Source organism: Oceanobacillus phoenicis (assembly GCF_047238145.1).
GTDB lineage: Bacteria > Bacillota > Bacilli > Bacillales > Amphibacillaceae > Oceanobacillus.
The window spans coordinates 3,144,040-3,170,591 of record NZ_JBDFME010000001.1 but is presented as its reverse complement, the minus strand read 5'-3'; the positions used below and the strand labels follow the sequence as shown (position 1 = coordinate 3,170,591).

The 26,552-nt window shown below is 35.2% G+C and carries 24 protein-coding genes; 13 read left to right on the top strand and 11 right to left on the bottom strand.

The genetic code is table 11. From position 1 onward, the window contains the following. Positions 1-206 precede the first annotated feature (206 nt). Together ABC346_RS15915 and ABC346_RS15910 are read left to right on the top strand one after the other, a co-directional pair. A complete protein-coding gene (locus tag ABC346_RS15915) occupies positions 207-527 on the top strand; it encodes a hypothetical protein (RefSeq protein WP_413235781.1) in 321 nt (106 codons plus the stop codon). A gap of 58 nt (positions 528-585) precedes the next feature. Further along, complete coding sequence (locus ABC346_RS15910) at positions 586-714, top strand: hypothetical protein (RefSeq protein WP_413235780.1); 129 nt, start codon at positions 586-588, stop codon at positions 712-714. A gap of 117 nt (positions 715-831) precedes the next feature. On the opposite strand, the gene ABC346_RS15905 is transcribed toward ABC346_RS15910, so the two are convergent. Then, positions 832-1,425, bottom strand: coding sequence for a PepSY domain-containing protein (locus ABC346_RS15905; RefSeq protein ID WP_413235779.1), 594 nt, complete (start codon positions 1,423-1,425; stop codon positions 832-834). Positions 1,426-1,704: 279 nt separating this feature from the next. Here ABC346_RS15905 and ABC346_RS15900 point away from each other — a divergent pair, with 279 nt between their 5' ends. Then, positions 1,705-1,986 (top strand): hypothetical protein, encoded by a 282-nt coding sequence (locus ABC346_RS15900; protein ID WP_413235778.1) that lies wholly within the window; start codon positions 1,705-1,707, stop codon positions 1,984-1,986. Between the two features lie 53 nt (positions 1,987-2,039). Here ABC346_RS15900 and ABC346_RS15895 read toward each other — a convergent pair whose 3' ends face one another. Together ABC346_RS15895 and ABC346_RS15890 are read right to left on the bottom strand one after the other, a co-directional pair. Beyond that, complete coding sequence (locus ABC346_RS15895) at positions 2,040-2,243, bottom strand: hypothetical protein (protein ID WP_413235777.1); 204 nt, start codon at positions 2,241-2,243, stop codon at positions 2,040-2,042. Positions 2,244-2,261: 18 nt separating this feature from the next. Next, the gene (locus ABC346_RS15890; protein ID WP_413235776.1) at positions 2,262-3,857 is read right to left on the bottom strand and encodes an amidohydrolase; all 1,596 of its coding nucleotides are present in this window, start codon (positions 3,855-3,857) and stop codon (positions 2,262-2,264) included. A gap of 274 nt (positions 3,858-4,131) precedes the next feature. Here ABC346_RS15890 and ABC346_RS15885 point away from each other — a divergent pair, with 274 nt between their 5' ends. The 4 genes from ABC346_RS15885 (at position 4,132) to ABC346_RS15870 (ending at position 7,895) form a co-directional block, all read left to right on the top strand. Further along, positions 4,132-5,313 (top strand): D-alanyl-D-alanine carboxypeptidase family protein, encoded by a 1,182-nt coding sequence (locus tag ABC346_RS15885; protein ID WP_413235775.1) that lies wholly within the window; start codon positions 4,132-4,134, stop codon positions 5,311-5,313. 308 nt (positions 5,314-5,621) lie between these two features. After that, positions 5,622-6,524, top strand: a complete 903-nt coding sequence (locus ABC346_RS15880; protein WP_413235774.1) for a hydroxymethylglutaryl-CoA lyase — start codon at positions 5,622-5,624, stop codon at positions 6,522-6,524. 402 nt (positions 6,525-6,926) lie between these two features. After that, positions 6,927-7,460 (top strand): helix-turn-helix domain-containing protein, encoded by a 534-nt coding sequence (locus ABC346_RS15875; RefSeq protein WP_413235773.1) that lies wholly within the window; start codon positions 6,927-6,929, stop codon positions 7,458-7,460. Positions 7,461-7,481: 21 nt separating this feature from the next. Continuing rightward, positions 7,482-7,895, top strand: a complete 414-nt coding sequence (locus ABC346_RS15870) for an HIT domain-containing protein (RefSeq protein ID WP_413235772.1) — start codon at positions 7,482-7,484, stop codon at positions 7,893-7,895. Positions 7,896-8,370: 475 nt separating this feature from the next. Here ABC346_RS15870 and ABC346_RS15865 read toward each other — a convergent pair whose 3' ends face one another. The 3 genes from ABC346_RS15865 to ABC346_RS15855 form a co-directional block, all read right to left on the bottom strand. After that, on the bottom strand, positions 8,371-9,912 hold the full coding sequence (locus ABC346_RS15865; RefSeq protein ID WP_413235771.1) for a multicopper oxidase family protein: 1,542 nt from the start codon (positions 9,910-9,912) through the stop codon (positions 8,371-8,373). Positions 9,913-10,073: 161 nt separating this feature from the next. Next, positions 10,074-10,256 (bottom strand): Spo0E family sporulation regulatory protein-aspartic acid phosphatase, encoded by a 183-nt coding sequence (locus tag ABC346_RS15860; protein WP_413235770.1) that lies wholly within the window; start codon positions 10,254-10,256, stop codon positions 10,074-10,076. Between the two features lie 382 nt (positions 10,257-10,638). Further along, entirely contained in the window at positions 10,639-11,997 is a 1,359-nt protein-coding gene (locus tag ABC346_RS15855; protein WP_413235769.1) for a sigma-54 interaction domain-containing protein, read from the bottom strand. 262 nt (positions 11,998-12,259) lie between these two features. Here ABC346_RS15855 and pruA point away from each other — a divergent pair, with 262 nt between their 5' ends. The 5 genes from pruA (at position 12,260) to ABC346_RS15830 (ending at position 19,882) form a co-directional block, all read left to right on the top strand. After that, on the top strand, positions 12,260-13,807 hold the full coding sequence (gene pruA, locus ABC346_RS15850) for an L-glutamate gamma-semialdehyde dehydrogenase (RefSeq protein ID WP_413235768.1): 1,548 nt from the start codon (positions 12,260-12,262) through the stop codon (positions 13,805-13,807). Positions 13,808-13,895: 88 nt separating this feature from the next. After that, the gene (locus ABC346_RS15845) at positions 13,896-14,894 is read left to right on the top strand and encodes a proline dehydrogenase family protein (protein WP_413235767.1); all 999 of its coding nucleotides are present in this window, start codon (positions 13,896-13,898) and stop codon (positions 14,892-14,894) included. 213 nt (positions 14,895-15,107) lie between these two features. Then, positions 15,108-16,595 (top strand): sodium/proline symporter PutP, encoded by a 1,488-nt coding sequence (gene putP / locus ABC346_RS15840; protein ID WP_413235766.1) that lies wholly within the window; start codon positions 15,108-15,110, stop codon positions 16,593-16,595. Between the two features lie 361 nt (positions 16,596-16,956). Beyond that, on the top strand, positions 16,957-17,994 hold the full coding sequence (locus ABC346_RS15835; protein ID WP_413235765.1) for a lactonase family protein: 1,038 nt from the start codon (positions 16,957-16,959) through the stop codon (positions 17,992-17,994). A gap of 280 nt (positions 17,995-18,274) precedes the next feature. Further along, positions 18,275-19,882 (top strand): M20/M25/M40 family metallo-hydrolase, encoded by a 1,608-nt coding sequence (locus tag ABC346_RS15830; protein ID WP_413235764.1) that lies wholly within the window; start codon positions 18,275-18,277, stop codon positions 19,880-19,882. 261 nt (positions 19,883-20,143) lie between these two features. Here ABC346_RS15830 and ABC346_RS15825 read toward each other — a convergent pair whose 3' ends face one another. Further along, on the bottom strand, positions 20,144-21,517 hold the full coding sequence (locus ABC346_RS15825; protein WP_413235763.1) for an FAD-binding oxidoreductase: 1,374 nt from the start codon (positions 21,515-21,517) through the stop codon (positions 20,144-20,146). Positions 21,518-21,641: 124 nt separating this feature from the next. On the opposite strand from ABC346_RS15825, the gene ABC346_RS15820 reads away from it, so the two are divergent. Beyond that, on the top strand, positions 21,642-21,860 hold the full coding sequence (locus ABC346_RS15820; protein WP_011065764.1) for a twin-arginine translocase TatA/TatE family subunit: 219 nt from the start codon (positions 21,642-21,644) through the stop codon (positions 21,858-21,860). Positions 21,861-22,069: 209 nt separating this feature from the next. Here ABC346_RS15820 and ABC346_RS15815 read toward each other — a convergent pair whose 3' ends face one another. The 4 genes from ABC346_RS15815 to ABC346_RS15800 form a co-directional block, all read right to left on the bottom strand. Further along, positions 22,070-23,755, bottom strand: coding sequence for an EAL domain-containing protein (locus tag ABC346_RS15815; RefSeq protein WP_413235762.1), 1,686 nt, complete (start codon positions 23,753-23,755; stop codon positions 22,070-22,072). A gap of 303 nt (positions 23,756-24,058) precedes the next feature. Beyond that, the gene (locus ABC346_RS15810; protein ID WP_413235761.1) at positions 24,059-24,667 is read right to left on the bottom strand and encodes a peptidylprolyl isomerase; all 609 of its coding nucleotides are present in this window, start codon (positions 24,665-24,667) and stop codon (positions 24,059-24,061) included. A gap of 180 nt (positions 24,668-24,847) precedes the next feature. Beyond that, complete coding sequence (locus ABC346_RS15805) at positions 24,848-26,098, bottom strand: DNA polymerase IV (protein WP_413235760.1); 1,251 nt, start codon at positions 26,096-26,098, stop codon at positions 24,848-24,850. Positions 26,099-26,274: 176 nt separating this feature from the next. Then, positions 26,275-26,373 (bottom strand): YjcZ family sporulation protein, encoded by a 99-nt coding sequence (locus ABC346_RS15800; RefSeq protein WP_413235759.1) that lies wholly within the window; start codon positions 26,371-26,373, stop codon positions 26,275-26,277. Positions 26,374-26,552 lie beyond the last annotated feature (179 nt).

Genomic DNA, 26,552 nt, shown 5'->3' with positions numbered 1-26,552 from the left:
GAAACTTGAAATACCAATATATCGTGAAGATAATATATATACACTATTTTACGATGTTTTATAGATTTCCACATAGAAAGAATTCTTATATCATCTATTTAGTTGTTTTTATTTTATTACTGTACGGTTCAGGAACATTGAATAAAATTTATCTACCCTATGCTAATTTCTTTTTTAATAGCTTACTTTTAATAGTAATTTTTATCTTGAGCTATTTACTCGCAAAGAATATATTTTATTCATTTTATGATAAAGCTACACAAAGATATCTATTGATTGATAAAAATAAATTGAAAGATTATGCAATTCAAGGACTGAAACAATGGAAGATGGAAATTTACTTAGGAGGGGGAATAGCATTAGGGTTTACAGTTTTTGGGATGCCGTTATTTTTTATATTAGATAAAATTGAATTTTTAGTAATAACTGGTTTAGGATTAGTGCCACTTCATATAATATTCCTAACTTCTCCAATTAAACGGTACAAAATATTACATAAGTTTATTAATGATGAAATTCAATTATAGTGTTTTCGAATTACGGAATTTTTGTTAATTAAGTAAATAGATAAAGGAGTAAATCGTTGTGAAGTTAGTTCCAATTTATACGTTGAGTATAAAAAACGGTACAAACTATACTATCTTTTTAGAACAAGGATATCAACTAGTTTATAAAGAATATAGAGATGCTATGAACAATAATACTCCCCTTTAGTATAGAACCAGAATAAATTATTCTTGTCTATACTAAAGGGGAGTTAAAATAAAACCAGTTACTTAGTATCCCGCATGAACGGGCAGTAATACTTCCACTTAATGAAGTTCACGCTAATTAATCATCTACGTCTACTGCTAGTTGTTCTCCTGTTTTAGCATCAATGACTATAGTTACGTCTTGCTGATTATCATTTTCAAATTCTATTTCATAAGTAGCTACTCCATCATCTATTTCTAATTTCCAGCTAGTAGGGACTAGTTCTTGTACTTCTTGGGCTTGGGAAGCTGTAGATAATGCATCTTCGTGACTTACATAATCATCAAAAACGAGTTCTTGATAATTATCATCTTTTTCTCTATTTTCTTCTTCTTGGTCGATTATGTTCTTCTCTAAATCAATTTCAGCCTTATATTCTTTTGCATCATCAAATCCCTCTATCTCATAGGTATATTCAAAGTTATGTTCATCTAATTCAATGGAAGAGATTGTAGCTCCTGTATACGTATCCATGAAAATCTGCATAGCTTCTTCAGGAGTTAGTTGTACATCCTCTACTGATTGGAGAGATGTTGAGCCTTCTTGTTGATTATTGGTATTTTCTGTCGATACGTCTGAGTTTGTATCTGTGTCATTATTATTATTCGTACCACATGCTATTAAACCAATTGTCATAACAACGATTAAAAATGATAATTTATATTTTCTCATTCTAAACACTCCTTTCATTCTAAGTATAGTACATAATTGATATTAGTTTGTAGTATTATTTGCAAATTATTCATGTAATAACTAATAGAAAGTATGAGTGTGGTCTTGTGGAATTCACACTTAAGAGTGGTATATCTGTTAGAATTGATGATCGTTAAAACATCGTAGTATAATAAATGATATCTCTTTGTAACAGATTCAGTGACTTGGTTATAAAGTTCATATTAAGTGGTATGTAAGAAAACGATAAATAGTAGATGTATGGATGGAGGTTCAAATATGAGTGAACATAAAAAGGTGGAATTGCAAAAAGGATTTTATACCTATGGCATTATTTTATTTCTCTATTGGGGATTAATGTTCTTCTTAGACAGAGATTATTTCTCAAGTAAATACATGATAGAAGGCATGTCATTTATAAGTGTAGCAGTTATTATTTATTTTCTGTTGGTCTATTTATTTCATAAAAGTGACGTTGGAAGAAAAATTGTTATGTGGAGTTTAGGTGCAGTTTTCCTCGTTGCTGTTATTGGATTTTGGGTTACACTTGGCAACCATTAATGCTTTGTAAATTTATAAAAGAATATCCCATTACGTGAATAAAAGGAAGTCATTTAATTGACTTCCTTTTTGTTCGTTGTTTTATTGATGAATAAGCTGGTGATTCCGCATATAAATGTAACAACACATAGTGTAGTAAACACCCAACCAGAACTCGTATCTTGTCTCCCAAAATATTGATAAGCATTTAAACCGTTTGCTATAGAAGATAGAAAAAGGGCAATAATAATTAATGGGTGAATACGTTTTTGTTTCATTCGAAATTACAACTCCTTTTATCGGCTATATTTGATTTCTCCTCCAATAATCGTCATTTCAATTGAAGTTTGGAATAATTCATCCGGATGACTCATTTGAAAAGGATTATTGGAATATACGGTCATATCCGCTAGCTTTCCAGGTTCAATCGTTCCTTTTTTATGTTCTTCATTTGTCGTGTAAGCTGCTTGTTCTGTAAATAAGCGAAAGGCTTCGTACATGGATAGTTTCTGTTCTTTATACCAACCATTATGATCTTCACCGGGAGCTCTTCGTGTTACAGCAGCATGTATGCCAAGTAATGGGTTCATTGGTTCCACGGGAGCATCGGATCCACCACCACAAATTACTCCGTTGTCTAATAAAGTCTTCCAGGCATACGCTAAAGGCATACGTGCTTCACCTAATCGATCTTTTACCCATGGATAATCACTTGCTAGAAATCGCGGTTGAATATCTGCGATTCGATGATTACTTGCTAACCGTTTTACCAAACTATCATTTATCACTTGCACGTGTATCAGTCGGTCACGATAATCAGAAGGAGGAAATTGATCTAAAATATCTAAAACATTTATTAATGCTTGATCGCCAATGGTATGTACGGCAACCGGCATTCCGCGATCTCGTACTCTCTTAACGATGTCATAGAGTGTTTCTTGTGAGAACATTGCCTCGCCATATTGGCTAGGGCTGTCGTGATAGGGTTCTTGTAAAAGAGCAGTTCTTCGTCCAAATGCACCATCTGCGAAGATTTTAATTGCCCCGATTTGTAACGTATCATTACCATACCCTGTGTACATATTCATCGCGTCTAAGTCTTCTAGAAATTCATGATTAATTAATAGATTCACTCGTAGCCCAAGTTGTTCTTTATTTAATAGTTCATCGAATAATTGATAGGTTTGCTTAAGTCCACCTAAGTATAAAGGATCGTTAGAGTGAACACTTGTTATGCCATGTTGTATGGTAGATTCTATCGTTTTTCGTAATGCATCTTTCCAAGTATCGTACGATTTTTCTGGGATGTGTTCTTGGAATAAAGTAGAAGCTGATTCTAATATTAATCCTGTTGGCTTACCGGAAGTAGAGTCAACAACGATCTTGCCGCCTTCAGGAACAGAAATGTCTTTGTAATAATTGATCGACTCTAACGCTTTGGAATTAACGACTGCTGCGTGTTCGCAAATTCTAGTAATATACAATGGGTTAAGCGGAGCGACCTGATCTAGTTCATCTAAGGTAGGGATTCCACCGTCAGTAAATAGATTCTCATCCCAACCACTTCCAAGAAGCCATTCTCCAGACTTTAATGTATGAGAACGTCGACGAATATACTCGAGCATATCTTGTTTGGAAGTTACTCCAGTTAAATCTAAATCTACAAATTTGCTTGCTACCATAGATAGATGTAAGTGGCTATCTGTTAATCCAGGAGTTACCGTCAATCCTTGTAAATCAATGATTTCTGAGCTTTTTGTTTTCCAGTTTGATAATATTTCTTTTGTAGTTCCAATCTCGATAAAATAGTTATTTTCTATTGCCACTGCTTCAACAATTGGCTGTTTTGACTGGAATGTATGTATTACACCATTAATATACAGTTTTATCATGGCCATGCTCCTTACTCGTGAAAGTCTATTTACACAAAAAAACAACGATAGCTATCTATCCTTGTTCTTATAAAGCCTGCTGAGGAAAGTAACTTTATACTAGCAAATTCAAAATAAAATAACAACTAAGATAACTATGATTAATCAGATGAAATAATTATACCAAATTATTCCTATAATATTATAGGTTGTTTACAATTTTTATTCATATATTTACATGAATATTCATGTCTATTATTCTTATTTATGGAATGAATTGGAGGAGTCGTTGGATATGCTGAAGAAAATTTACATCATGATTATTATAGCATCACTTAATTTTTTTATTTGGGCAAGTACTACGTTAGCAGATGAAGGCCTTTCATTACATAGTGAATCAGCTATATTAATGGAAGCAGAATCTGGACAAGTTCTTGCAGAGAAAAATGCAAATCAGCAAATGTATCCAGCGAGCGTAACGAAAATCGCAACTGCAATTTATGTGATAGAGAATGGAAATTTGTCTGAAGAAGTGGAAATAAGTGAAAATGCTACAGAAGCAGATGGTACTACTGTATTTTTGACAGAGGGAGAAGAAGTTTCTCTCGGTAAGCTTGTAAAGGGCTTGTTAATTAATTCAGGTAATGATGCCGGCGTAGCCATTGCAGAACATATGAGCGGCAGTGTTAGTAAGTTCTCCGAAGAAATGACGGAGTTTTTCGAGGAGAAAGCAGGAATAGAAAATACGAATTTTGATAATCCACATGGTTTATATAATGATAATCATTATACAACGGCAGAGGACCTTGCAAAAATAACGAAGTATGCTTTGCAGAATGATCAATTTGTAAAGTTATTTGGAATGAAGTCCGTAGATTGGAATAGTAAAACGTGGGAAACGACGATATTGAATCATCATCGTATGGTGAAAGGTGAAATACCTTATGATGGGGTAACCGGTGGGAAGAATGGATTTGTCTCTCAATCTGGTTTTACGCTTGTGACAACTGCCGAACAAGAGGGTATGCACTTAATTGCAGTAACTTTAAAGACTCCATTTGCCGAACAATCCTATGAGGATACGGCTGAGTTATTGGATTATGGCTTTGAAAATTACGAGCCATTTACGATTGATGAAGGTACTTCTTTTATGACGAAGGGCAAGGAATTTAAAAATAGTGAGGATTTAACCTATGTTCATGAAGAAGGTTCAAAGGTAGAGGAAGAAATTAAAGAGGATGGAAAACTTGTTATTGAGGATAACGGAGAATTACTGAAAGAATTTCAATTGGACAAAGTCGAGAAAAAACAACCAACGATGATGAAAAACAATCAAATTGAAAAAGAAGACCAAGAAAGTATTGCAGGCTCTTTATACCTCTATATTGGAATAGGTGTAGCTGGAGTGGTATTAATAATCGTCTTATTCTTATTATGGAGAAGAAGGAAGAAACGAAAGAATAATATATTCATATAATATAATGAGAAACCTTAAGGTGCTCGGGTCGAATCCAGCCTTAAGGTTTTTTAGTTAGTATTTATCTCGCATATGTCTTGCACCTAGAGGCGTTGAGGCAAGGCTGAAGAAAATCAGTGAGCGAAGCCCTCATTGAATGTAGTTTCACTTTATGCGGATTGACATTGTAAGAATATTTATTATATACTGTATTCAACAAAGTTGAATGAAAGGAAACACGATTGAAAAAAATGTGTTTTCAAGAACAATAATGATATTTACGTATATTGTGTTGTAAGCGGATTCAAATATGAAGTGGGGGAGAACCAATGCGTTCATTACCATCTTATGTTCAATTAAAAGAAGTAGGTCCAAGAGACGGGCTTCAAAATGAAAAGACGTGGATAACAACAGAAGATAAAGTAAACTGGATTAATATGTTATCGACTTCAGGGATAAAGGAAATCGAGTATTCATCGTTTGTTAATCCAAAAATGATTCCAGCTTTATCGGATGCAAGGGAAGTAGGAAAGCGAATCATTAGAAATCCAGATGTGACGTATTCTGCTTTAGTTCCAAATCTTAAAGGATTAGAATTTGCGCTTGAAGCAGGAATTGATGGAGCATCCGTATTTATGTCTGCTAGTGAGACACATAATCAAAAGAATATCAATAAATCAGTTCAAGATACGTATCCAGTATTAGATAAAGTGATTATAGAAGCAAAACAAGCTGGAAAGCATGTAACAGGTTATATTTCAACTGTATTTGATTGTCCTTACGAGGGTAAAATTGCCCCTGAAAAAGTGCTGAGCGTATGTGAAAAATTAATTGAGAGTGGAGTAGATGATTTATCATTAGGAGATACCATTGGCACAGCAGTTCCAACGCAAGTGGAGCAATTATTGGAACTTTTGTTACAACACTACCCAAAAGAGAAACTTATATTACATTTTCATGATACAAGGGGAATGGCAATCGCTAATATTATGACTGCCATGCATTATGGTATTTATCGTTTTGATAGCACCATAGGCGGACTTGGTGGCTGTCCATATGCTCCTGGAGCTGCGGGAAATGTAGCTACGAACGATGTCTTATATTTATTAGAGGGGCTTGGTATCAATACCGGTATTGACGAAAGGAAATTACAAGAAGCTGGTGTATTTATTCAAAATAAATTAGATAAGACACTGCCGAGTCGTTCATTGGCTTATTTAAAAAACGCATAAAGTTTTTCTGAGAAGAATCACCCCAGACAAAAGTACGTAATGGATTTGCATTCGTATTATAGTTTGGGGTGTTTTATTCATGGTTAGATTTTTGGGCATCAAGAGTAAAATAATGACAAAAGTAATTACAAATCCAATGATTATCCTTTGAAAATCCACTAGGAGAAGTGGTTTCCTTTTAGTTGAAGCTGTGCCTGCAAAAAAGCGCCGTCTACAATGGAAATCAAACAGCACAACATTCGAATCTTAAACCAAATACCTTAATTATGAAATTGATTCAATTGTAGTAATTATCTATGAATATGGATTGACTCGTGAACAATGCTAGATTATGATTAGATTGATTTTAATTATATTATGGAAGGAATGGTTCCCATCGACCTGCAAAGTATTGGAGATAAGATGAAGCAAGTTCGTTTGAGAAATAAAAAAACACAGCAACAGATTGCGGATGAATGTGGGATTTCCAAAAGCCTTCTATCGAAAATAGAAAATGGTCAAACAGCATCAGCTATTGCTACTTTATCAAAGATTTCGGATGCATTAGAGGTACCGTTAGCTTGGGTACTTGATGATAAAGAAGAACAAGACTTATTTATTCAACGAAAGTATAATCGTACTTCAAAAGTCGGTGATGAGAGTATGGGATACTCATACGAATTACTTGCCAATCGATCGAAGTATAGTGGAATTGAACCTACCATTGTCCATGTTACCCCAAAGCATCGAAATTTACGTCAAGAGAAGACATACACACATTCACAAGATGAATTTATTTACATATTAGAAGGTGAAATAGAACTACTATATAATGGAGAAAAGCAATATTTAGAAAAAGGGGATAGTGCCTATTTTGCTGGTTCAAAACCCCATTTGTTTCTGCCAGTAAATGATCGCGGAGCAATGGTATTAACTTGTTTTATTGATCAAATATAAATGGACGTGAGAGGGAAGTAGATGGAAAATGATTGTGTGTTTTGTCATGTGGAAAATGATCGATTTCAGTCGGTTATTTTATCCAATGATTACGCGATGTTTTTGCAATTAAGAGATGCATCTCAAAAAGGGATACCGTTAGAAGGAGCAGGAGTAATTGTTCCAAAAGCGCATCGTAAAACAGTATTTGATTTCTCTGAAGAAGAATGGAACTCTACCTTTGAGTTATTAAAGGAAGCAAAAAAGTGGATCGATGTTTATCATCAACCACATGGTTATAATATAGGATGGAATTCGGGGAAAACTGCAGGACAACATATTTTCCACGCACATTTGCATATTCTTCCTAGATACGATGATGAAAAGTATGCAGGTAAAGGGATTCGAGCGTTGTTCAAACAATCGGATAATCGAACTAATAAAAGCGATTCGTAATAATATAAAGTATTTTATAAGAAGAATGATGTCGAAGTTTGTCTCATGTGGATTTGTCCCGCATGTAACAGGCAGTAATAGCTAACTTCAAAACGATGAACCTAACCTTGAGGATAGGTGGGGGGATAAACTGCCTATAATAGTCTGATTCTGTTCAAGGGCTTTAGTTCATGCTCTTGTGGTATTAACACATTCTGTAGGGGAAAAAAGAAACTCCCCCACGGAATGAAATTCCACTTTATTCTTTGATTAAATGGTTTTGATACAACTACTTTTAAAAACTTGAAATTATTGATGTAGACCAATAATATTTATCATGGCGAGGGTGGTGAGTGAACGTCTGTAAAAATCCTGTATCAAGACTAGGTTAGTACGCAAGTAGTCGAAGCGAAGGATAACGGACATTAACATCTTAGTAAGTTACTATAACCATGAGTAAGGGATAAATAAAATCCCCACTGATGGAAGTCTTACATTATGAAGTTTCAGGATCTTCTTTTTCCACAATTGTAAATGGTCGCATCATATCATAATCTTCGTGTTCTAATATATGGCAATGCCAGACATAATCCCCTGTAAAAGGTTCAAACTTCGCAATAACTCTTGTCACTTGAGCTGAGGGTGCTGCTAAAGTATCTTTCCAGCTTTTTTCATTTTCAGCAGGTGAAATCGGAGCATCAGTATAAATTATCGATCCATCTTCATTATATTTTTCTAAATCAAATGGTTGACGATCAAGAACTTGAAATTGGACTAGATGGAGATGAATGGGATGGGTGAAGTTAGTAACATTTATAAGGGACCAAATTTCAGTATCACCGAGCTGTGGTTTTTCCGTTATAGGGTCATGCCATAACTGATTATTGAGTAATAACAGTGGTCTCCCGAATGCATCTTCTGAACCAACCAGTTTTAGATTTCGAATAGTTTTTATTGAATTTTGTTTTAATGAAGGAATATGCGTTAAATGTTTAGGAATTCTACTCGTATCTTTTTTCTTTAAAGGCTTTGTGACTTTAAATTGCATAATATTATTGGTTTGATCTTCTGGATCTGCATCCACACCTAAGTCATTGTTTATAATCATACTTTTTCCTTCAAATTCGCTAAAGTCAATGACGATATCTATACGTTCTGCTGGTTCCATTACGATTTGTCGAGTAGGGATACTTTTACGGAGTAACCCACCATCTGAACCTATTTGATATAAAGGTACATCCTCATTCACAGATAAGCGATACGTTCGAGTATTAGATGCATTCAATAGTCTGAATCGATATTTTCTCGGTTCAACATCGATATATGGCCAAGCTTTCCCATTAACTAGGATAGCTTCTCCTAAATATGCAGGTACAATAGAAGGGGTTGGTGCTCCTGGGATTGGCTCATCAGGTCCAGAAGGGTAGTATAATGATCCATCTGGATTAAGGGTGCGATCACAGATAACCAAGGGTATTTCATATTCTCCGGACGGAAGTTGTAACGCTTTTTCCTCTTCACCCCGAATAATATACATTCCTACAAGGCCTGCATATACATTCAATCGAGTGATTCCCATTGCATGATCATGATACCAAAGTGTAGCTGCACGTTGGTTGTTTGGATACTCATATACTTCCCGAGAAAAATCAGGACCAGTCTCTTGAAATCCACGTGTAAACCATGCCTCAGGATAACCGTCACTATCTGGTTTTGTTACACTTCCATGTACGTGAGTAACCGTTCTGGTTTGCGGCATTTGATCTAGATGGTGTATTGAAGTATCTAAGGGTAATATAAGTTTCGGTGGTAACTCGTTCAACCATTTAACATGTGTTAATTCCCCTTCGGAAACATCTATGGTTGGACCTGGGAATTGCCCATTGTATCCCCAAAGTCTTGTTGGTGGTAAATCACGATGAAGCTTATGCCAACTTTCTTTCATAACCACTTCATAATATGTTAAATGATTGCTTTTTTTCGTTGGTTCTAAAGTGGAGATAATGGGAAGCTTATCTACAAATTTTGTTAATTTCATTTATTCCACTCCCAAAAAAACATATTACTATCATTTATGTTTATATAGGTGTTCTGGTTTGGGCATTTACCTATTAATAGTAAATTCTATTTGGAGATTATTTTCCCGATAGCAGAAAATGAACACACAAAAAGGAGCTGTCGGATAGTTACAGCTCCTTCTTATGTAGGAAGATTCGCATACTTATTGAGTTGATTTAACAAATTATCTAATTCTTGACTACATATAATCGTGTTTTCAGAGGATAATCCATCTTCTTCAGCAATTCGTAACATTTCATTCCTTTTTTTTACAATCGAGAGAAGTATACTTTCTCTATCATTTTTTTTCACTTTTGTATACATTATTCTATTTGCACCTCTACTTTAATTATCTTGTATCACACGAATAGGATTATCTCAAATTATTAAATAAAAATAAACCTTTTCGACAAAACTAGATATTATATTCATGCAATAAAAATGTATAATATAACTCGTACTTTTGAAATACCTTCATATGACCTAATTAATATGGGTGAAAAAATAATCACATTCAAAGTTATTATGTTTTATAGGAAGAAAAATATCGTAAATATTGTCGAATTTCGTAGTTATTTGGGATTCAAAATCTATTTTTCAATTTTTAGGATAATTAAAGGGTAGTAATTGCCTAGATGAAAATGCTTACATATAATCAAAAAATAATGTCGAACACCAAAAGTTAGTAGATCGTGTATGCGAATAATTATACAGTTATATTATATTTTTTAATTTTATGGTAAAGAGTTACTCGTGATATCCCTAGTTTTTCAGCTGCTTTTGATTTATTTCCTTCTAGTTGTTGTAATGTTGTCTCTATCAATTGTTTTTCCATCGCCTCTTTTTCCTTTGGTAGATTGGATCGTGTCTCGGTAGAATTGAAATTAGTTGCTTGTGGCAGATAGCGCTGCATGTCCTCCTTGTGGACAAGAGAGTTCTCGTGAAGAATGATTATTCTCTCCATTAAATTACGAAGTTCACGAATGTTACCAGGCCAATGGTATTGAAGTAAGCATTCAAAAGCTTCCACTGAAATTTCAGGTACCAATACTTGGTATTTATTCGCGAATTGATCGGAGAAGCTCTTTGCTAAAATTTCAATATCTTCTATTCTTTCACGAAGAGGAGGCATTGTTAATTGAATTACATTTAATCGGTAAAAAAGATCTGAACGAAATCGTTTTTCATCCATTAGTTGCTCTAATTTTTGGTTGGTTGCTGCAATAAATCGAACATTAACTTGTTTACCTTGTGAATCTCCAATTCGATAAATTCGATTTTCTTGTAAAACACGTAAAAGTTTTACTTGCATCTCTAATGGTAATTCTCCAACTTCATCCAAAAAAAGTGTCCCACCATCAGCCATTTCAATTTTACCTGCTTTACCTTTCTTTTCTGCGCCTGTAAATGAACCACCTTCATATCCAAATAGTTCACTTTCAAATAAAGCATCTGGGATGGCGCCACAATTTACGGGAATAAATGGTTGATTTCTTCGCTCGCTAGCTTCGTGTATAGCTTTTGCACAGACTTCTTTCCCTGTTCCGCTTTCTCCTAGAATTAATGTAGTCGCGTTAGTATGGGCGGCCTTACGTGCCAATTGAATGATTTGTTGAAGTGCATTACTTTTTCCTTTTAGCTTCGCAAATGGCGATTCAGAATTAGCTGGGTAAACTTTTTGCCGTAATTCATTTAATTCCGCAGATGTAGACTCGAGATTATCATTTAATTTTACAATTTGAGTAATATCTCTTTCCACAGAAATGGCTCCAATTAAATCCTGATTATTATCAAATACGGGAAGGGTGTTTACAACAACATGCTTATCTTTTCTTGGACGGTGGTATTGATTTTGTACCGATTGTTTAGTGTCTAAAACTTTCATTACCATCAAGTCATCATAAGCAAAGAAGTTTGTAATCGGTTGACCAATAATTGTGGTTTTCTTAATATTGTAGGTGTCTACTGCAGCGTTGTTCCAATATAATACCGTTCTATTTGTATCTACTATAGTAATTGCATCATCTTCTGCTTCTAACAATTTCTCAAAGAAAAAATCATTCATTTTAGAAAAATCCTCCTTCCTTCACTGTAAAGACGATTGTAAATTTTCTAAACAATAACTGTAAATTTATTATACAATAAATTTCTAATCTTTCCATTCATTTAAATGGTTATATATTCTAATGATGCTAAAAACACAGATGTATCAATCGTTAACCAATGTAAACGAATACAATTCTGAAAGTTGGCATCATTTTTGCTAGTAAAATAGTAGAGAGTATAATTACTCTCTAATGTATTATTTTTCAAGGAGGATTTTATTTATGGTATTACCTTTTAAACATGAACCATTTACAGACTTTACAGTGGAGGAAAACCGTAAAGATTATCAAGATGCATTAGCAAAAGTTAAAGAAGAATTAGGAAAAGATTACCCACTTGTTATTAACGGTGAAAAGATTTATACCGATGACAAACTAGTATCTATAAACCCTTCAAATAAAAATGAAGTAGTAGGTAAAGTATCTAAAGCAACACAAGAACATATTGAAGAGGCTTTTTCTTCATCGAAGGAAGCCTTTAAAGAGTGGAAAACGTGGTCCGCTGAAGACCGTGCACGTGTCCTATATCGTGCAGCAGCGATTGTAAGAAGACGTAAACATGAATTCTCTGCATGGTTATCGTATGATGCGGGTAAGCCTTGGGATCAAGCGGACGGAGATACTGCAGAGGGAATTGACTTTTTAGAGTATTATGCTCGTCATATGGTTGAACTTGAAAAAGGAAAACCGTTAGCCGATCGACCGAATGAAGATAATAAATATTTCTATCAGCCAATGGGACCAGGTGTAGTAATTCCACCATGGAACTTTGCATTTGCAATTGTTTGTGGAACAACTGTAGCTCCAATTGTTGCAGGAAATCCTGTACTGTTGAAGCCATCTGAAAATACACCTGTAATCGCCTATAAATTAGTAGAAGTACTTGAAGAAGCAGGATTGCCAAAAGGTGTTCTAAACTTTGTACCTGGAGACCCTGCAGAAATTGGAGATTATTTAGTCGATCATAAAGACACGCATTTTATTAATTTTACTGGATCTCGTGCAACAGGAGTCCGTATCTTTGAACGTGCAACAAAAATTCAAGATGGCCAAACTCATTTAAAACGTGTTGTAGCTGAAATGGGAGGAAAAGACACGATTATCGTTGACGAGTCCGCCGATTTAGACTTAGCTGCAGAATCAATTGTTCATTCTGCATTTGGATTTTCCGGTCAGAAATGTTCTGCATGTTCTCGTGCAGTCATCCACGAGTCTGTTTATGATGAGGTAATAGAAAAATCAGTAGAATTAGCAAAAACACTTACAGTCGGTAATCCAACAGAAGATAATGTGTACATGGCTTCGGTCGTTAATCAAAAACAATTTGATAAAATAAAGGATTATATTGAAGTCGGAAAACAAGAAGGGGAGCTTGTTTTTGGAGGAGAAACGGATGACAGTAAAGGATTCTTTGTACATCCAACCATCTTCAAAGATTTAGATCCGCAAGCACGTATTATGCAAGAAGAGATTTTTGGTCCTGTGGTTGCTTTTACGAAAGCGAAGGATTTTGATGAATTACTGGATATTGCAAATAACACAGAATATGGTTTGACTGGTGCAGTTATTTCAAATAACCGCGAAAATCTTAATCGAGCGCAAACAGAATTTCTTGTAGGGAATTTATACTTTAACCGTGGTTGTACTGCAGCAATTGTAGGATATCAACCATTTGGTGGATTTAAAATGTCGGGAACAGACTCAAAAGCTGGTGGCCCAGATTACCTTCAGCATTTCTTAAATGCAAAAGTTGTAACTGAACGATTTTAATTAAGGGAGAGGTTGGGGCATGAATGGATACATTATGTCCCAGTCTCGTAAAATTAGCTGTTAGTTTCTTACGTAAGGGGATAGAAGGATGGCAAATCTAACACGAGATTTCTTTATCGGTTTATCAAATAATAAATTGCTGAATACAAACGCTAAAAAATATGGATTTCGTTTAGGTGCAGAGAAATTTGTCGCAGGAACTAATTTTGACAGTATTATCGGAATAATTAGAGATTTGAATAGTAAAGGAATATCTTGTACACTAGATAACCTCGGTGAGTTTGTGACAGAAAAATCAGAAGCAATGGAAGCAAGAGATGATATCATCGACATGCTTTATAAGATTCATGAGCAACGATTAGATTGCCATGTTTCTGTTAAATTAACCCAGCTGGGTTTGGACATTGATGAAGATTTTTGTTTAAATAATATGCGTGCGATTTTAAAAGTTGCAAACCGTTTCGAGATATTTATTAATATTGACATGGAGAAACATATCCATTATGGTGAGACATTGGAGACTCTAAATGAGCTCCAAAAAGAGTATGACAACGTCGGTACGGTAATACAATCATATTTGTATAGTGCAGAGGACGATTTAGCCGCTTTAGAGGATGTACGAATACGTCTTGTCAAAGGTGCCTACAAAGAAGATGCGTCCATTGCTTATTCATTAAAAGAAGATATTGATCGTAATTTTATGGAACTTGCTAAAAAAAGGCTGTTAGGTAATACATTTACTTCCATTGCTACTCATGATCATAATATCATTGAAGAAATAAAATCTTTTGTTGATGAGCATAATATTTCTAGAGATCTTTTTGAGTTTCAAATGCTTTATGGTTTTCGAACTGAAATGCATGAGGAACTGGCACAGTCAGGATACAATTTTTGTACGTATATTCCTTTTGGAAGCGATTGGTTTGGTTATTTCATGCGGAGGCTTGCTGAGCGACCGCAGAATATTAACTTGGTTTTAAAAGATGTTTTTTATACGAAAGAGAATAAGCTAAAAAAAGAACCAGTTATAGCTGGTGTGGCAGCTCTATCGTTATTGATGTTTGTAAATAAAAAAAGGAAAAAATAAATTTAAGGACAATTGTATTGTTACCGAAGGGATTGCCCTAAAGTCTCTGGTATTTCCCTTCCCTTCTTATATTCCTTCCTGTCTCAGCCTTTTTCCATCTTTAAGACAACATGTAATAACAAATCAACATTGGATGATTAGTACCGTAAGTACCACAAATTCCAAGTGTGAAAGCTTGTTATATATATTATCAAAAGACGAAAGGGAGATAGGATGTCTGAATTTACGTATCAATTTATTGCTATCGGATTATACTTTTTAGCGATGATAGCTATAGGACTGTATTCATATCGGAAAACGTCGAACTTAGACGATTATATGCTTGGAGGTAGAAGCTTAGGCCCTGTTACATCTGCATTAAGTGCGGGTGCATCTGATATGTCGCAATGGTTATTAATGGGGCTTCCAGGTGCAATCTATTTATCTGGTTTAGCAGAAGGTTGGATTGCGATAGGTTTAGCAATTGGAGCATGGTTGAATTGGTTAATTGTAGCACCAAGATTACGTACGTATACGGAAGTATCTAATAACTCGATTACAATTCCAAGTTATTTAGATAATCGATTTAAAAATAATTCCAAGATATTAAGAATTGTTTCAGGTGCAGTTATTCTTATTTATTTCACATTTTATGTATCATCAGGAATGGTGGCCGGAGGAGTTTTTTTTGAGAGCTCATTTGAATTTAATTATCATTTAGGTCTTATTATCGTAGCCGCTATTACAATTTTATATACCTTGCTAGGGGGATTCTTAGCTGTAAGTATTACTGATGTTGTGCAAGGGACGATGATGTTCTTGGCTCTAATTCTTGTGCCCACAATGGCAATTTTCCATTTAGGCGGAGTTGGAGAGACAGTAAATTTAATTCAAGATGTTAATCCAGATTTCTTAAGCTTTTTCGCAGCAGCGACTACAACAGGAATTATTTCTTCGCTTGCATGGGGGCTTGGTTACTTTGGACAACCACATATTATCGTTCGTTTCATGGCTATTAAATCAGTAAAAGAGACCACATCCGCACGTCGTATTGGAATTAGCTGGATGGTGATTTCTCTGATTGGTGCTGTACTAACTGCATTAGTTGGTGTGGCATTTTTCCATGCTAATCCGGAATTTAATTTAGCAGATCCAGAAGCTGTATTTCTAGTTCTAGGTCAGATTCTATTCCATCCATTTATTGCTGGAATATTATTAGCCGCAGTAATTGCAGCTATAATGAGTACTGTTTCTTCTCAGTTACTTGTAACTTCTTCTGCATTAGTAGAGGATATATATAAAGCAGTGTTTAAATCAGATGCGTCGGATAAGACGTATGTGATGTTGAGTAGAGCAGCTGTTCTTTTAATTTCAATTATTGCAATGTTATTTGCTTGGCAAAAAAATGATACGATATTAGGTCTTGTTTCATTTGCATGGGCAGGATTTGGTGCTGCATTTGGTCCAGTCATATTATTATCATTATTCTGGAGAAAGACAACTGGCTCTGGTGCATTATGGGGAATGATCGTAGGTGCAATTACGGTATTCGTATGGGGTTATTCTCCATTAACCGACTATCTTTATGAACTTGTCCCTGGTTTTATACTAAGTACGATTGTGATTGTCGTAGTAAGCTTATTAACGTATAAACCTAATCCAAAAGTGGAGAAAGAATTCGATGAAACAGTTAAACGATTAAAAGAGCATAAAAATAGTTAAAACTAAATTTGGCTAGAAGTAATATAAAAAAGCACTCTTAAGATTAGTACATCTAATGTTAAGAGTGCTTTTTTAATTCCAGATGGGCATTGATATGGGGCTTAGTGAAAGTGGATAACTGGAGGTTGACTGCAGGTAAATGTTTGATTCTGTTCAAGTGCCTTTAGCATGCGCTTATAGTACTGACATGCTATTGTGGGGGAAGAACGAAAAAAATCCACAGTTTTTGATTTTTTTTGTTTTTTTTAAGGAGGGAAGAACAATTACTAGAATATTCTAAGAAAAAAGGTTACGATGAATATACAAATTCTAACGGAAATAATTTTTTATGTTTTTTATGATGTTATAGGAGGTATTCGAAATGGCAGTTGAAAAAACGTTTCTTGGATTTGCAGGTACATACACAAGAGAAACAAGCGAAGGGATTTATCGATTTTCCCTAAATATAGATACAAAACAACTGGAACAAGTTGAAGTAGCAGCAAGAGTTGATAATCCAACTTATCTAACTATTTCCGATGATAAAAAATACCTTTATTCTGTTGCCCAAGAGGAAAGTATGGGTGGAGTGAAATCATTTCAAATTCATCCAGAAAAAAGGGATTTATCATTAATTAATGGTCAACTTGTAGAAGGCGCTCCACCATGTCATCTTGACGCACATGGTGAAATATTGGTTACTGGTAATTATCATAAAGGGGATATAGGAGTACATCTTTTAAATAATGTTCAAGTAGAACAAGGAAACTTTTTAAAGCATGAAGGTAATGGCCCTCATAAAAGACAAGAAAAGCCACATGTCCACTATACAGGATTTACACCAGATGGAAGATATGTGGTGGTAGCAGATCTAGGTACAGATGAACTTGTCACTTATCGTATAAAGGGTGACTCTTTATCTCATGTTAGTACATTACATGTAACACCAGGAAGCGGGCCACGCCATATTGCCTTTCATCCAAACAAGTCCGTAGCATATTTATTAACGGAATTAAGTTCAGAAGTAATTATTCTTGATTATGATAAAGAAACCGGACAATTTAATGAAAAACAAACAATTAAAGCAATTCCTGAATCTTTTAACGATACGAATGATGCGAGTGCGATTCATATTTCTTCAGATGGTAGATTTTTATATACAGGAAATAGAGGACATAATAGTATAGCGGTATTTTCTGTTGATGATCGTTCAGGAGAGTTAACTCTAGTAGAAATTACGCCATCGGGAGGAGAATGGCCACGAGACTTCGTGTTGGATCCAACAGAACAATTTCTTATTGCATCTAATCAACATAGTGGAAATATTGTTTTATTTCAACGTGATACTGCAACGGGGAAATTATCTCCAGCAAATAGCGAAATCGAAGTACCTGAAGTAGTGTGTGTAAAATTTTTATAGCTTAATCATTAAAAAGCAGAGATTTTTATAAAAATCTCTGCTTTTTTAGAAGGTAAAATAATGGAAGAATAACGAATTTATGTACAACATAATGTGCTAGATGACTTTTCACATATATGATAAACAGGATTAGTTGGGAGTAAAGTGCTGAGTAAATTTCCGATTCTGTACAACTAACCTTAAAAATTCTATTGTTGTTATCTTCTGAAAAAATATGTAAATCAGTCTTTTACCTGCTATAATTATTATTATAGAAACAAGGGGAAATGGGGGATTTTACATGACGACATTACAATGGAATAGCCCTAGTCAATTAAGGACTTTACTAAATGAATTAGTAGGTTGGAAAAGTATTACGTTGTCTGAAGGGGAACGTCAATTTCCAATGAAACTTTATGCGAAGTTACAAGATTTAGATTATTTCCACCAGAATCCAGATCGCTTATCTTTGCATGACGCAGATGAACGTAGAAAATTACTAACCGCTGTTTATAAGCATCCAGATGCCACACAAACGATTTGCCTGATTAGTCATTTTGACACTGTTAATACAGAAGAGTACGGAACTATGGAACCGCTTGCTACACAACCGGAAGAACTTACTAAATTATATATGGAAAATAAGGAAGAGTTACCATTTGAGATTCATCAAGATTTGGAATCGGAAGCATTTTTATTTGGTCGCGGAACCATGGATATGAAGATGGGGCTAGTTATGCATATGAGTTTAATCGAGCAGGCGAGTATAGAAGAGTGGCCAATTAACCTTGTGCTATTAACGGTTCCAGATGAAGAAGTGAATTCATCTGGGATGCGTTATGCAGTACCAGTGTTGGTTGAGTTACAGAAAAAATTTGGTTTTACATATACATTATTTTTAAATAGTGAGCCGACGTTTCGACAAGAGCCAACGGATAATTCGCATTATATTTATACTGGTACTATTGGAAAAGTACTAGCAGCTGCTTTATTTTATGGTAAGGAGACACATGCCGGGGAGCCGTTAAGTGGTATGACATCGCCTTATATGGCTTCATATCTGACGCAAGAAATGGAATGGAATCCAAAATTTAAAGAAACGGTACGAGGAGAGTCTACACCGCTTCCGGTCACGTTACAACAAACCGATTTGCGTTTGCGTTATTCCACGCAGACCCCATACCGCTCTTCTGCACTTTATAATTTATTTCTGATGGAACGAAGTACTTCAGAAGCTTTTGATTTATTTGAGGAAGTAGCAACCGAAGCTGCAAACAAGTGTACAGAAGCCTATAATGAAGTTTGCAGGCAACAAGTAGTACCACCGATAGGGAAGGTGAAAGTAATTCGCTTTAAGGATTTATTAGAATATGCCAATGATAAACTAGGTGAATCTGTCATTCAAGAGATTAAAGCCGACATTTATTATAATGACGAATGGGACGATAGAGAAAAATCGCTTCGAATTACCGATCAATTAATGATTCGTTGTCAAGAATTGGCTCCAGCTATGATTATCTTATTTGCACCACCGTATTATCCTGCAGTGAATTCTTCGGATAACGGGTTAGTAAAAGAATGTACGACTTTTTTAACTAAAAAAGCAAAAGAGGATTTCCAGTTAGATATTAAACAGATTCATTACTTAAATGGTATCTGTGATTTAAGTTATGTGAACTATTCAGAGGATTTATCTGGATGGGAAGCGTATGAACATAATACACCAGTCTGGGGAGATACGTATCATCTCCCGTTTGATGAGATGAGTCAGCTTAAGGCACCGGTAATTAATGTTGGTCCCTTTGGGTATGATGCACATAAGCGGACGGAAAGATTACACATTGTTAATGCGTTTGAACAATTTCCAATGATGATCAGAGAATTAGTAGGATATATTTCAAAGAAATAATGAATGGCAGAATTGGATAAGCAACATCGAACAATAACATAGAGGTATTAGTTTTCTAGATATCCTAAGTTAAGATATTTTTTGTTTTTTGAATTAGAACTCTGCTTAATTTTTACAGCAGATAAAAAATGTGAGCGACTCCGAAAAGGGCATAAGTCCAACGCTTAACTTTGGAAAATATTTTCAAGTTAAGCTGAGGCATGCCTTTAGTAAAGCGGCTCACATTTTTGCTTGTTCTTAATTTTGATTCAATATCTTGTTTTAAAATATTTTATTCGGATTCATAATTTTGTTTGGATCGAGAGCTTGTTTTAATTGTCTCATTACAGTCAAAGCCTCTCCATGTTCTTGTTGCTGATACTTTTTCTTACCAGTCCCAACTCCATGCTCACCGGTACAGGTTCCGCCTCGTTCTAAAGCATAAGCCACAACTTTTTCATTTAGTTCTTGAGCGTATTGGGCTTCTTGCTCGTCATGTTGATCAAACATTAGGACAATATGGAAATTCCCATCACCGACATGCCCTGTAATGCCGCCTGGGAGTCCGTAGATGTCTAACAATTGTCTAGCATGTGATATCGCATCAGCTAGATAAGAAATTGGTAGGCAAACATCAGTGATCATCATTTTTCTACCTTTATAACCATGCACATATGCATATGCTAGATTATGTCTAGCTTCCCAAAGTTGGTTTCTAGCTGCAGTGTCAGACTCAAAGGTGATATTTGTACAATCAAAATCTTCAAATATTTGTTTTGTGAATGTCTTATCTTCTGCAAGACCAGACTTATTCCCATGAAATTCAATAAATAAGGTTGGTTCTTTCGAAAGATCTAACTCGCTATATTGATTGACTTGTAAAATAGAATCTTCATCGACTATCTCTATTCGGGCTATAGGTATTCCTGCTTGAAGTACGGAAACTACTGCTTCAATAGCTTGATGAACGGTAGGGAAGGTAGCTCTCCCAGCAGCGATATGTTCTGGAATGCCAAAAACTTTTAACGTAAGTTCGGTGATGCATCCTAATGTTCCTTCCGAACCAATAAATAATCCATTTAAATGATATCCAGAAGAAGATTTTGCCGCTTTTGTACCTGTTTGAATGGTAGTACCGTTAGCAAGGACCACTTCCATTGTTCTTACATTATCTCGCATTGTCCCATATTTTACGGTTAGAGTACCACTGGCATTTGTAGCTGCCATTCCTCCAAGTGTCGCATCAGCTCCTGGATCAACAGGAAAGAATAAACCATATTTTTTCAGTTCCTTCTCTAGCTGCGTACGGGTAACACCAGGTTGTACACGTACAATTAAATCTTCAGGATTGATCTCTATGATGTTGTTCATTAACGAGAAATCTACCGAAATTCCTGGATCATTTGGAATTACATGTCCTTCCAAACTAGATCCGACACCAAAAGGATAGATTGGTACTCCGTATTGTGAGCAACATGTCGTTATGTGTTGGATATCTAATGTATTCTGAGGGAATACGACAGCTAATGGCTTATGAGGTATGTGGTAAGATTCGTCTTTACTATGTTGCTCTAACAGCGTTTCGTTTTGCGTGATTTGTGATGCTTCTAAGTATTTGCTCAATTCTTCTAACAAGGAAGTAATGGTTGTTTCCATGTTGATCCACTCCTTTTTGGTAGTTATAAAATTCTATGCCCGACTATTTAATTGTATTGCATGTAAGTGGTTTAAAAATATTCAAAAAAGGTTTATAATATGGACAGGATGGAGGTGATATCCTATGGGTATCGCAAATATAGGTATACCAGGTCTAATACTAATCATTGTTATCGCTTTAATTATTTTTGGACCTAAAAAGTTACCTGAAATTGGAAAAGCTGCTGGACAAACGCTACGTGAGTTTAAATCTTCTGCGAATAGTATGATGGATGAAGAAGAACAGAAAGATAAAAAAAACGAAAAGCAGTTAAATCAATCTTCTTCCAATAATAATAAATAGTGAAAAAAGACGCTTAACAGTGATGATACTAAGCGTCTTTTTAATTGAAGATTGAATAACCATTGTATGTATTTAAACCCACATGTAACGAATAGCAAGCCTTCACTTCAAGACGACCCATATTCTGTTCAAGGGTCTTTAAATCTTACCCTTGGGTACTAACATGCAGTGAGGGAAGAATAAAATCCCTACTGAATGTTAGTTTCACTTTATGATGATTGTTGAAGCAGCATGGTCATTATTTCATTTGGTTGAACAGGTTTACTAAAGAAATATCCTTGTCCTTCATGACATTGTTGACTTTTCAAGTATTCGAGTTGTTTTTCACTTTCTATTCCCTCAGCAATAATTCGAAAATGCAAGTTTTTCCCCATATTAATGATTGTATTTGTGATAATTTCTCCATCGCGATCAAGGTCATCGATAAACGACTTATCAATTTTTAATGTATCAATAGGAAGCTGTTTCAGGTAACTCAATGATGAATAGCCTGTTCCGAAATCATCGATAGATACATGCATTCCTAAGCTTTTTAATTCTAAAATTGTCATCATAGAACTTTCTAAATTAAGAATGGTACCTTCTGTTATTTCAATCTCGAGATATGAGGCATCTAGCATTGTTTTATTTAGAATTTCTTTCACATCTTGCACAAAGTACTTATCTTTAAATTGTATTGGAGATACATTCACGGAAATACGTTGCATAAGTAACCCTTTTTCTTGCCATGATTTCATTCTTCTACAAACATTTTCAAGTACCCATTTTCCGACTGGGATAATCATTCCGGATTCCTCTAATTTTGGTATGAACTCACCTGGCGAAATAAAACCAAGTTCTCGATTATTCCATCGTAATAACGCTTCTGCACCAACTACTTTATGACTTTTTAAATTAATAATTGGTTGATACATGATGCTAAATTCTTCGCGAGCTAAAGCTTCCTTTAATTCTAAACCTACCAAATAACCACGTTCTAGAGGTTTTTTCTGCTGATGAGTATGTATACAATACCGATTTCCGCCATTCTTTTTTGCGATATCCATTGCTTTTCTCGCTTGTTTGATGCAAGTATCTATTCCATCATATTTAGAATGTCCGTCCGTATAATTTGTTTTGTAGGGAAAACTAATCCCAATGCTAACAGTTAATGAAATTTGTCTATCTTGTATTTTATATGGGATGCGTAATTTATTAACGATACGTTCTGCTTTCGCCATGCATTCTTCTTGGTCTAATTTTTCTTTTACGATTACAACAAACTCATCTCCATCTTTACGAAAAAGAAAGTTTTCTTTCGTTTGGAAATTTTGCAATCGTTCTGCTACCATCGTAATTACTTTATCTGCAATTCGTTTACCGAACGTTTCATTAATTTGCTTGAATCGGTCTAAAGAAATATATAATATGGCCTTTACATCGTTTATATTAATTTTTTGATCATCTACCCAATGATAGAGTTGATTCTGATTCGGTAATTTCGTTAAATAATCCGTATATGCAATCCCTTCGATATATTGCTCATGATGTTTTCGTGCAGTGATGTCGTAGTAAGTCGTCACCATTTTTTCGAGATTTCCAAATTGGTCATAGTAAGGTACCATTGCTGCATCAAACCAACAAGTGGTATCGTCCTTCGTTTGGATTTGAATTTCTTCTTTCCAAATAGCTTCTTTATTGTGTTCTTTTACTATATGTAAGTGGGTAGGGGACTTTAGTAATCTATTAAAAGGTTTATCAAATAAGTCTTCTTCTGTGTAATTTAGTCGCTTGCAAAAAGAATCATTCGCATAAATTAAAATCCCATTCATATCTATGATGGAAAACATGGTTGTCTGATCTATTGCGGACTGTACCTTACTATCAGTTAAAAAATGTTTTCTATTTTCATTCATGAAGAATACCTCGCTTATGTATATGTACACTCTATTTTACTAGATTTGATTCTGCATAGCTATGGGAATTGACGAAAAATATGAAATATTTTCATGTTTAGGTTAAAATATTATTCTAATTGAATCATTAATAGGGCAGTGGGAAAGATTATTAACGCATGATTTTTGCGAAGGAAATGGAATGGAGAATTACGGGATTTGAATGAAAAAGGTTCAATCCTATGAGAAAAGCACGAGCTGAAGATTCGTGCGGAAAAGAGGCTTTCTTTTCCGAGTTAGCTAAAGCCGTGCCTATGGATATATTTATTCTGTTTTTTCTGGCTCTCCGTAGTCCTGTCCTTTGGTATCTACAGTGATTTGTTTAATGGTTGGTACTTTTTCTCCAGAAGTCCCTTGTTCTACAATGTTATCTACGGTTTCCATGCCCTCAGTGACTTTTCCAAAACCTGCATAATCTTCATCTAGATGGTCTGCTTTGTCTAGAACAATAAAAAATTGTGACCCTGCAGAATCAGGATGTTGGCTTCTAGCCATTGAAAGTACACCGCGTTCGTGGACTAAATTATTTTCAAATCCATTCGAAGTGAATTCCCCAGGGATAGAGTATTCAGGTCCTCCAGTTCCATTTCCTTCAGGATCGCCACCTTGGATAACAAACTCGGGGACAATTCGGTGAAAAGTTAATCCATCATAAAACCCATCTTCAATTAGAGAAATAAAATTAGTTACTGTGTTAGGAGCAATATCAGGATAAAGTTCCACGGTAATAGTTTGTCCATTTTCCATTGTAATTGTAGCTATCGGGTTTTCGTCCGATTGAGTTTCTACGCTCGGTGTCTCTTCGGTATCAGAGCATGCTGATAAAAGAAGAGTAATCATTAGCATTAGTATAAATAAATATCTTTGCTGCATTTTAGATCTCCTTTGTTTTTAATCACGGTGAGTAATTGTCCATAAAATCCCCGCTCTAAGACTTAGAAAGAAGTCGAAACAGACGCTAACACTTTGATAAGTCTCACTTTTATTATCATTATAGCATGGATTTTTAAATGACAGGAATTTAGAGTGTGGGCTTTGGTATAGTAGGTTATATTAAGCGTAGTGCCCACCAATTTTTTTGCTTCGTTCTATAGTGATCCCAGCTTTGGTATAACTTGATGCACGAAGGATGGCAGTGGATCCATATTTATCACGAATTGCATCCATGACATATCCAATATCATTTTTCTTCGTACGATCCTCAAATAAATCCAGCTGTGTCTCTTGTTTGTCTCTAAGGTTGGTTAATGTTACATATACATGACGAACCATACTTTTACCATCGTAAAATTTATTAAATAGCTGCATGCAAATATCATAAACATCTAATGTAATATTTGTTGGAAGGTCGATGGATTGTGATCGAGAAAATCCGCCGCCGGTCTCTTTTGAATAAGAAATTCCTAAATGAATGGTTCTACCTGATTTATTTGCTGTACGAGCTCTTCGGCATACTTCTTCGCAGAGGTCGAGGATGCAGTAAGGAATATCTTCTTTCGTGTAATCACGTAATAAAGATATACCATGGCCAAAGCCCTTTTGTTCTTGTTTCGAAAAATCTCCGAAGACAGGACTTAAATCAATCCCCCATGCATGCCAATAAAGTTGTTCTCCCATTACTCCAAATCGTTTTTTTAAATGGTCAAGACTATAATTGGCGAGTTGGCCTAGCGTAATAATTCCCATTCGATTCAAATTTTTCTTCATTCGTCTTCCTATTCCCCATATAGATTCAATCGGATGTGGCCAAAGTTTTTTTTCCACATCTTCATACGTACATTCTGCAATTCCTTGTTTTTTGGCATGAAGATCCATGACAACTTTTGCTAAAAATTTATTATCTCCAATTCCAATGGAACAAGTAATGCCAAAGGAATCTAGAATATCGGCTTTTATTTTTTCCGCAATTTCTTTGCGGGTCCCAAATAAGTGTTGTAAACCGTTGACTGTAATCCATACTTCGTCTACAGAATAAGGGTGAATAGCCTCTATAGGTGCATATTGCTGCAGTAAATCAGTAATTTGTAAAGACATGTGTATATAATCTGCCATATGAGCAGGGATAATATAAATTTCTGGGTCATTTGGTAATTCGAAAAAACGACTTACATTACTTATTCCGTAGCGTCGCTTTAACTCAGGAGAAGCGGCGAGTACAATACTGCCTGATCGATTTGGATCGCCAACAACAGCAAGCATTACTTTCATCGGATCTAATCCTAGTTTGACTGCTTCTACACTCGCATAGAATGAGCGCATGTCGATACATAGAACATCATTACGAGGATATGTGGAATAATCCATTATTATCACCCTTTCATAAGAACGTATGTTCTATTATATGTAGAACAGTGAAAAATAACAATGGAAATTTGTTACAGGAAAATAACAGCAATAAAAAAAGGATGCAGGAAGCACCCTTCAATCCGATACATACGAGAGGAGGAAAGAATTTTTATCATGAAGAGGGGTTCTAATTACTAGTAGTTCCAGTAAGAGCCGCCGACTATGATAAGCAAAATAAATAACACTACTAAAAAAGCAAAGCCAAATTCACCACGTTTTTCATATTCGCTCATACTACCACCTCCTACGATATATGGCTATTATATGTGCGGAAATAAAGAACAGGGAGGGCCATTAACTAGTCAAAGGCATAAAAATTACAAGAAATACGGTGACCTCTGTTCAGCAATGTAAGAACTGCCGCACACATATGTTTAAGATTAAAAAGGAATCTCGTTGGGTTCTGTAGAAA

Excerpts from the sequence above, each read along its gene's own strand:
- ABC346_RS15835 (WP_413235765.1), top strand. The coding sequence starts at position 16,957 with ATGGCAGTTGAAAAAACGTTTCTTGGATTTGCAGGTACATACACAAGA.
- ABC346_RS15890 (WP_413235776.1), bottom strand. The coding sequence starts at position 3,857 with ATGATAAAACTGTATATTAATGGTGTAATACATACATTCCAGTCAAAA.
- ABC346_RS15810 (WP_413235761.1), bottom strand. The coding sequence starts at position 24,667 with ATGCAGCAAAGATATTTATTTATACTAATGCTAATGATTACTCTTCTT.
- ABC346_RS15830 (WP_413235764.1), top strand. The coding sequence starts at position 18,275 with ATGACGACATTACAATGGAATAGCCCTAGTCAATTAAGGACTTTACTA.
- ABC346_RS15805 (WP_413235760.1), bottom strand. The coding sequence starts at position 26,098 with ATGGATTATTCCACATATCCTCGTAATGATGTTCTATGTATCGACATG.
- ABC346_RS15860 (WP_413235770.1), bottom strand. The coding sequence starts at position 10,256 with ATGTATACAAAAGTGAAAAAAAATGATAGAGAAAGTATACTTCTCTCG.
- ABC346_RS15900 (WP_413235778.1), top strand. The coding sequence starts at position 1,705 with ATGAGTGAACATAAAAAGGTGGAATTGCAAAAAGGATTTTATACCTAT.
- ABC346_RS15825 (WP_413235763.1), bottom strand. The coding sequence starts at position 21,517 with ATGGAAACAACCATTACTTCCTTGTTAGAAGAATTGAGCAAATACTTA.
- ABC346_RS15870 (WP_413235772.1), top strand. The coding sequence starts at position 7,482 with ATGGAAAATGATTGTGTGTTTTGTCATGTGGAAAATGATCGATTTCAG.
- ABC346_RS15845 (WP_413235767.1), top strand. The coding sequence starts at position 13,896 with ATGGCAAATCTAACACGAGATTTCTTTATCGGTTTATCAAATAATAAA.
- ABC346_RS15885 (WP_413235775.1), top strand. The coding sequence starts at position 4,132 with ATGCTGAAGAAAATTTACATCATGATTATTATAGCATCACTTAATTTT.
- ABC346_RS15880 (WP_413235774.1), top strand. The coding sequence starts at position 5,622 with ATGCGTTCATTACCATCTTATGTTCAATTAAAAGAAGTAGGTCCAAGA.
- ABC346_RS15905 (WP_413235779.1), bottom strand. The coding sequence starts at position 1,425 with ATGAGAAAATATAAATTATCATTTTTAATCGTTGTTATGACAATTGGT.
- ABC346_RS15800 (WP_413235759.1), bottom strand. The coding sequence starts at position 26,373 with ATGAGCGAATATGAAAAACGTGGTGAATTTGGCTTTGCTTTTTTAGTA.
- ABC346_RS15875 (WP_413235773.1), top strand. The coding sequence starts at position 6,927 with ATGAAGCAAGTTCGTTTGAGAAATAAAAAAACACAGCAACAGATTGCG.
- ABC346_RS15820 (WP_011065764.1), top strand. The coding sequence starts at position 21,642 with ATGGGTATCGCAAATATAGGTATACCAGGTCTAATACTAATCATTGTT.
- pruA (WP_413235768.1), top strand. The coding sequence starts at position 12,260 with ATGGTATTACCTTTTAAACATGAACCATTTACAGACTTTACAGTGGAG.
- ABC346_RS15815 (WP_413235762.1), bottom strand. The coding sequence starts at position 23,755 with ATGAATGAAAATAGAAAACATTTTTTAACTGATAGTAAGGTACAGTCC.
- putP (WP_413235766.1), top strand. The coding sequence starts at position 15,108 with ATGTCTGAATTTACGTATCAATTTATTGCTATCGGATTATACTTTTTA.
- ABC346_RS15895 (WP_413235777.1), bottom strand. The coding sequence starts at position 2,243 with ATGAAACAAAAACGTATTCACCCATTAATTATTATTGCCCTTTTTCTA.
- ABC346_RS15865 (WP_413235771.1), bottom strand. The coding sequence starts at position 9,912 with ATGAAATTAACAAAATTTGTAGATAAGCTTCCCATTATCTCCACTTTA.
- ABC346_RS15855 (WP_413235769.1), bottom strand. The coding sequence starts at position 11,997 with ATGAATGATTTTTTCTTTGAGAAATTGTTAGAAGCAGAAGATGATGCA.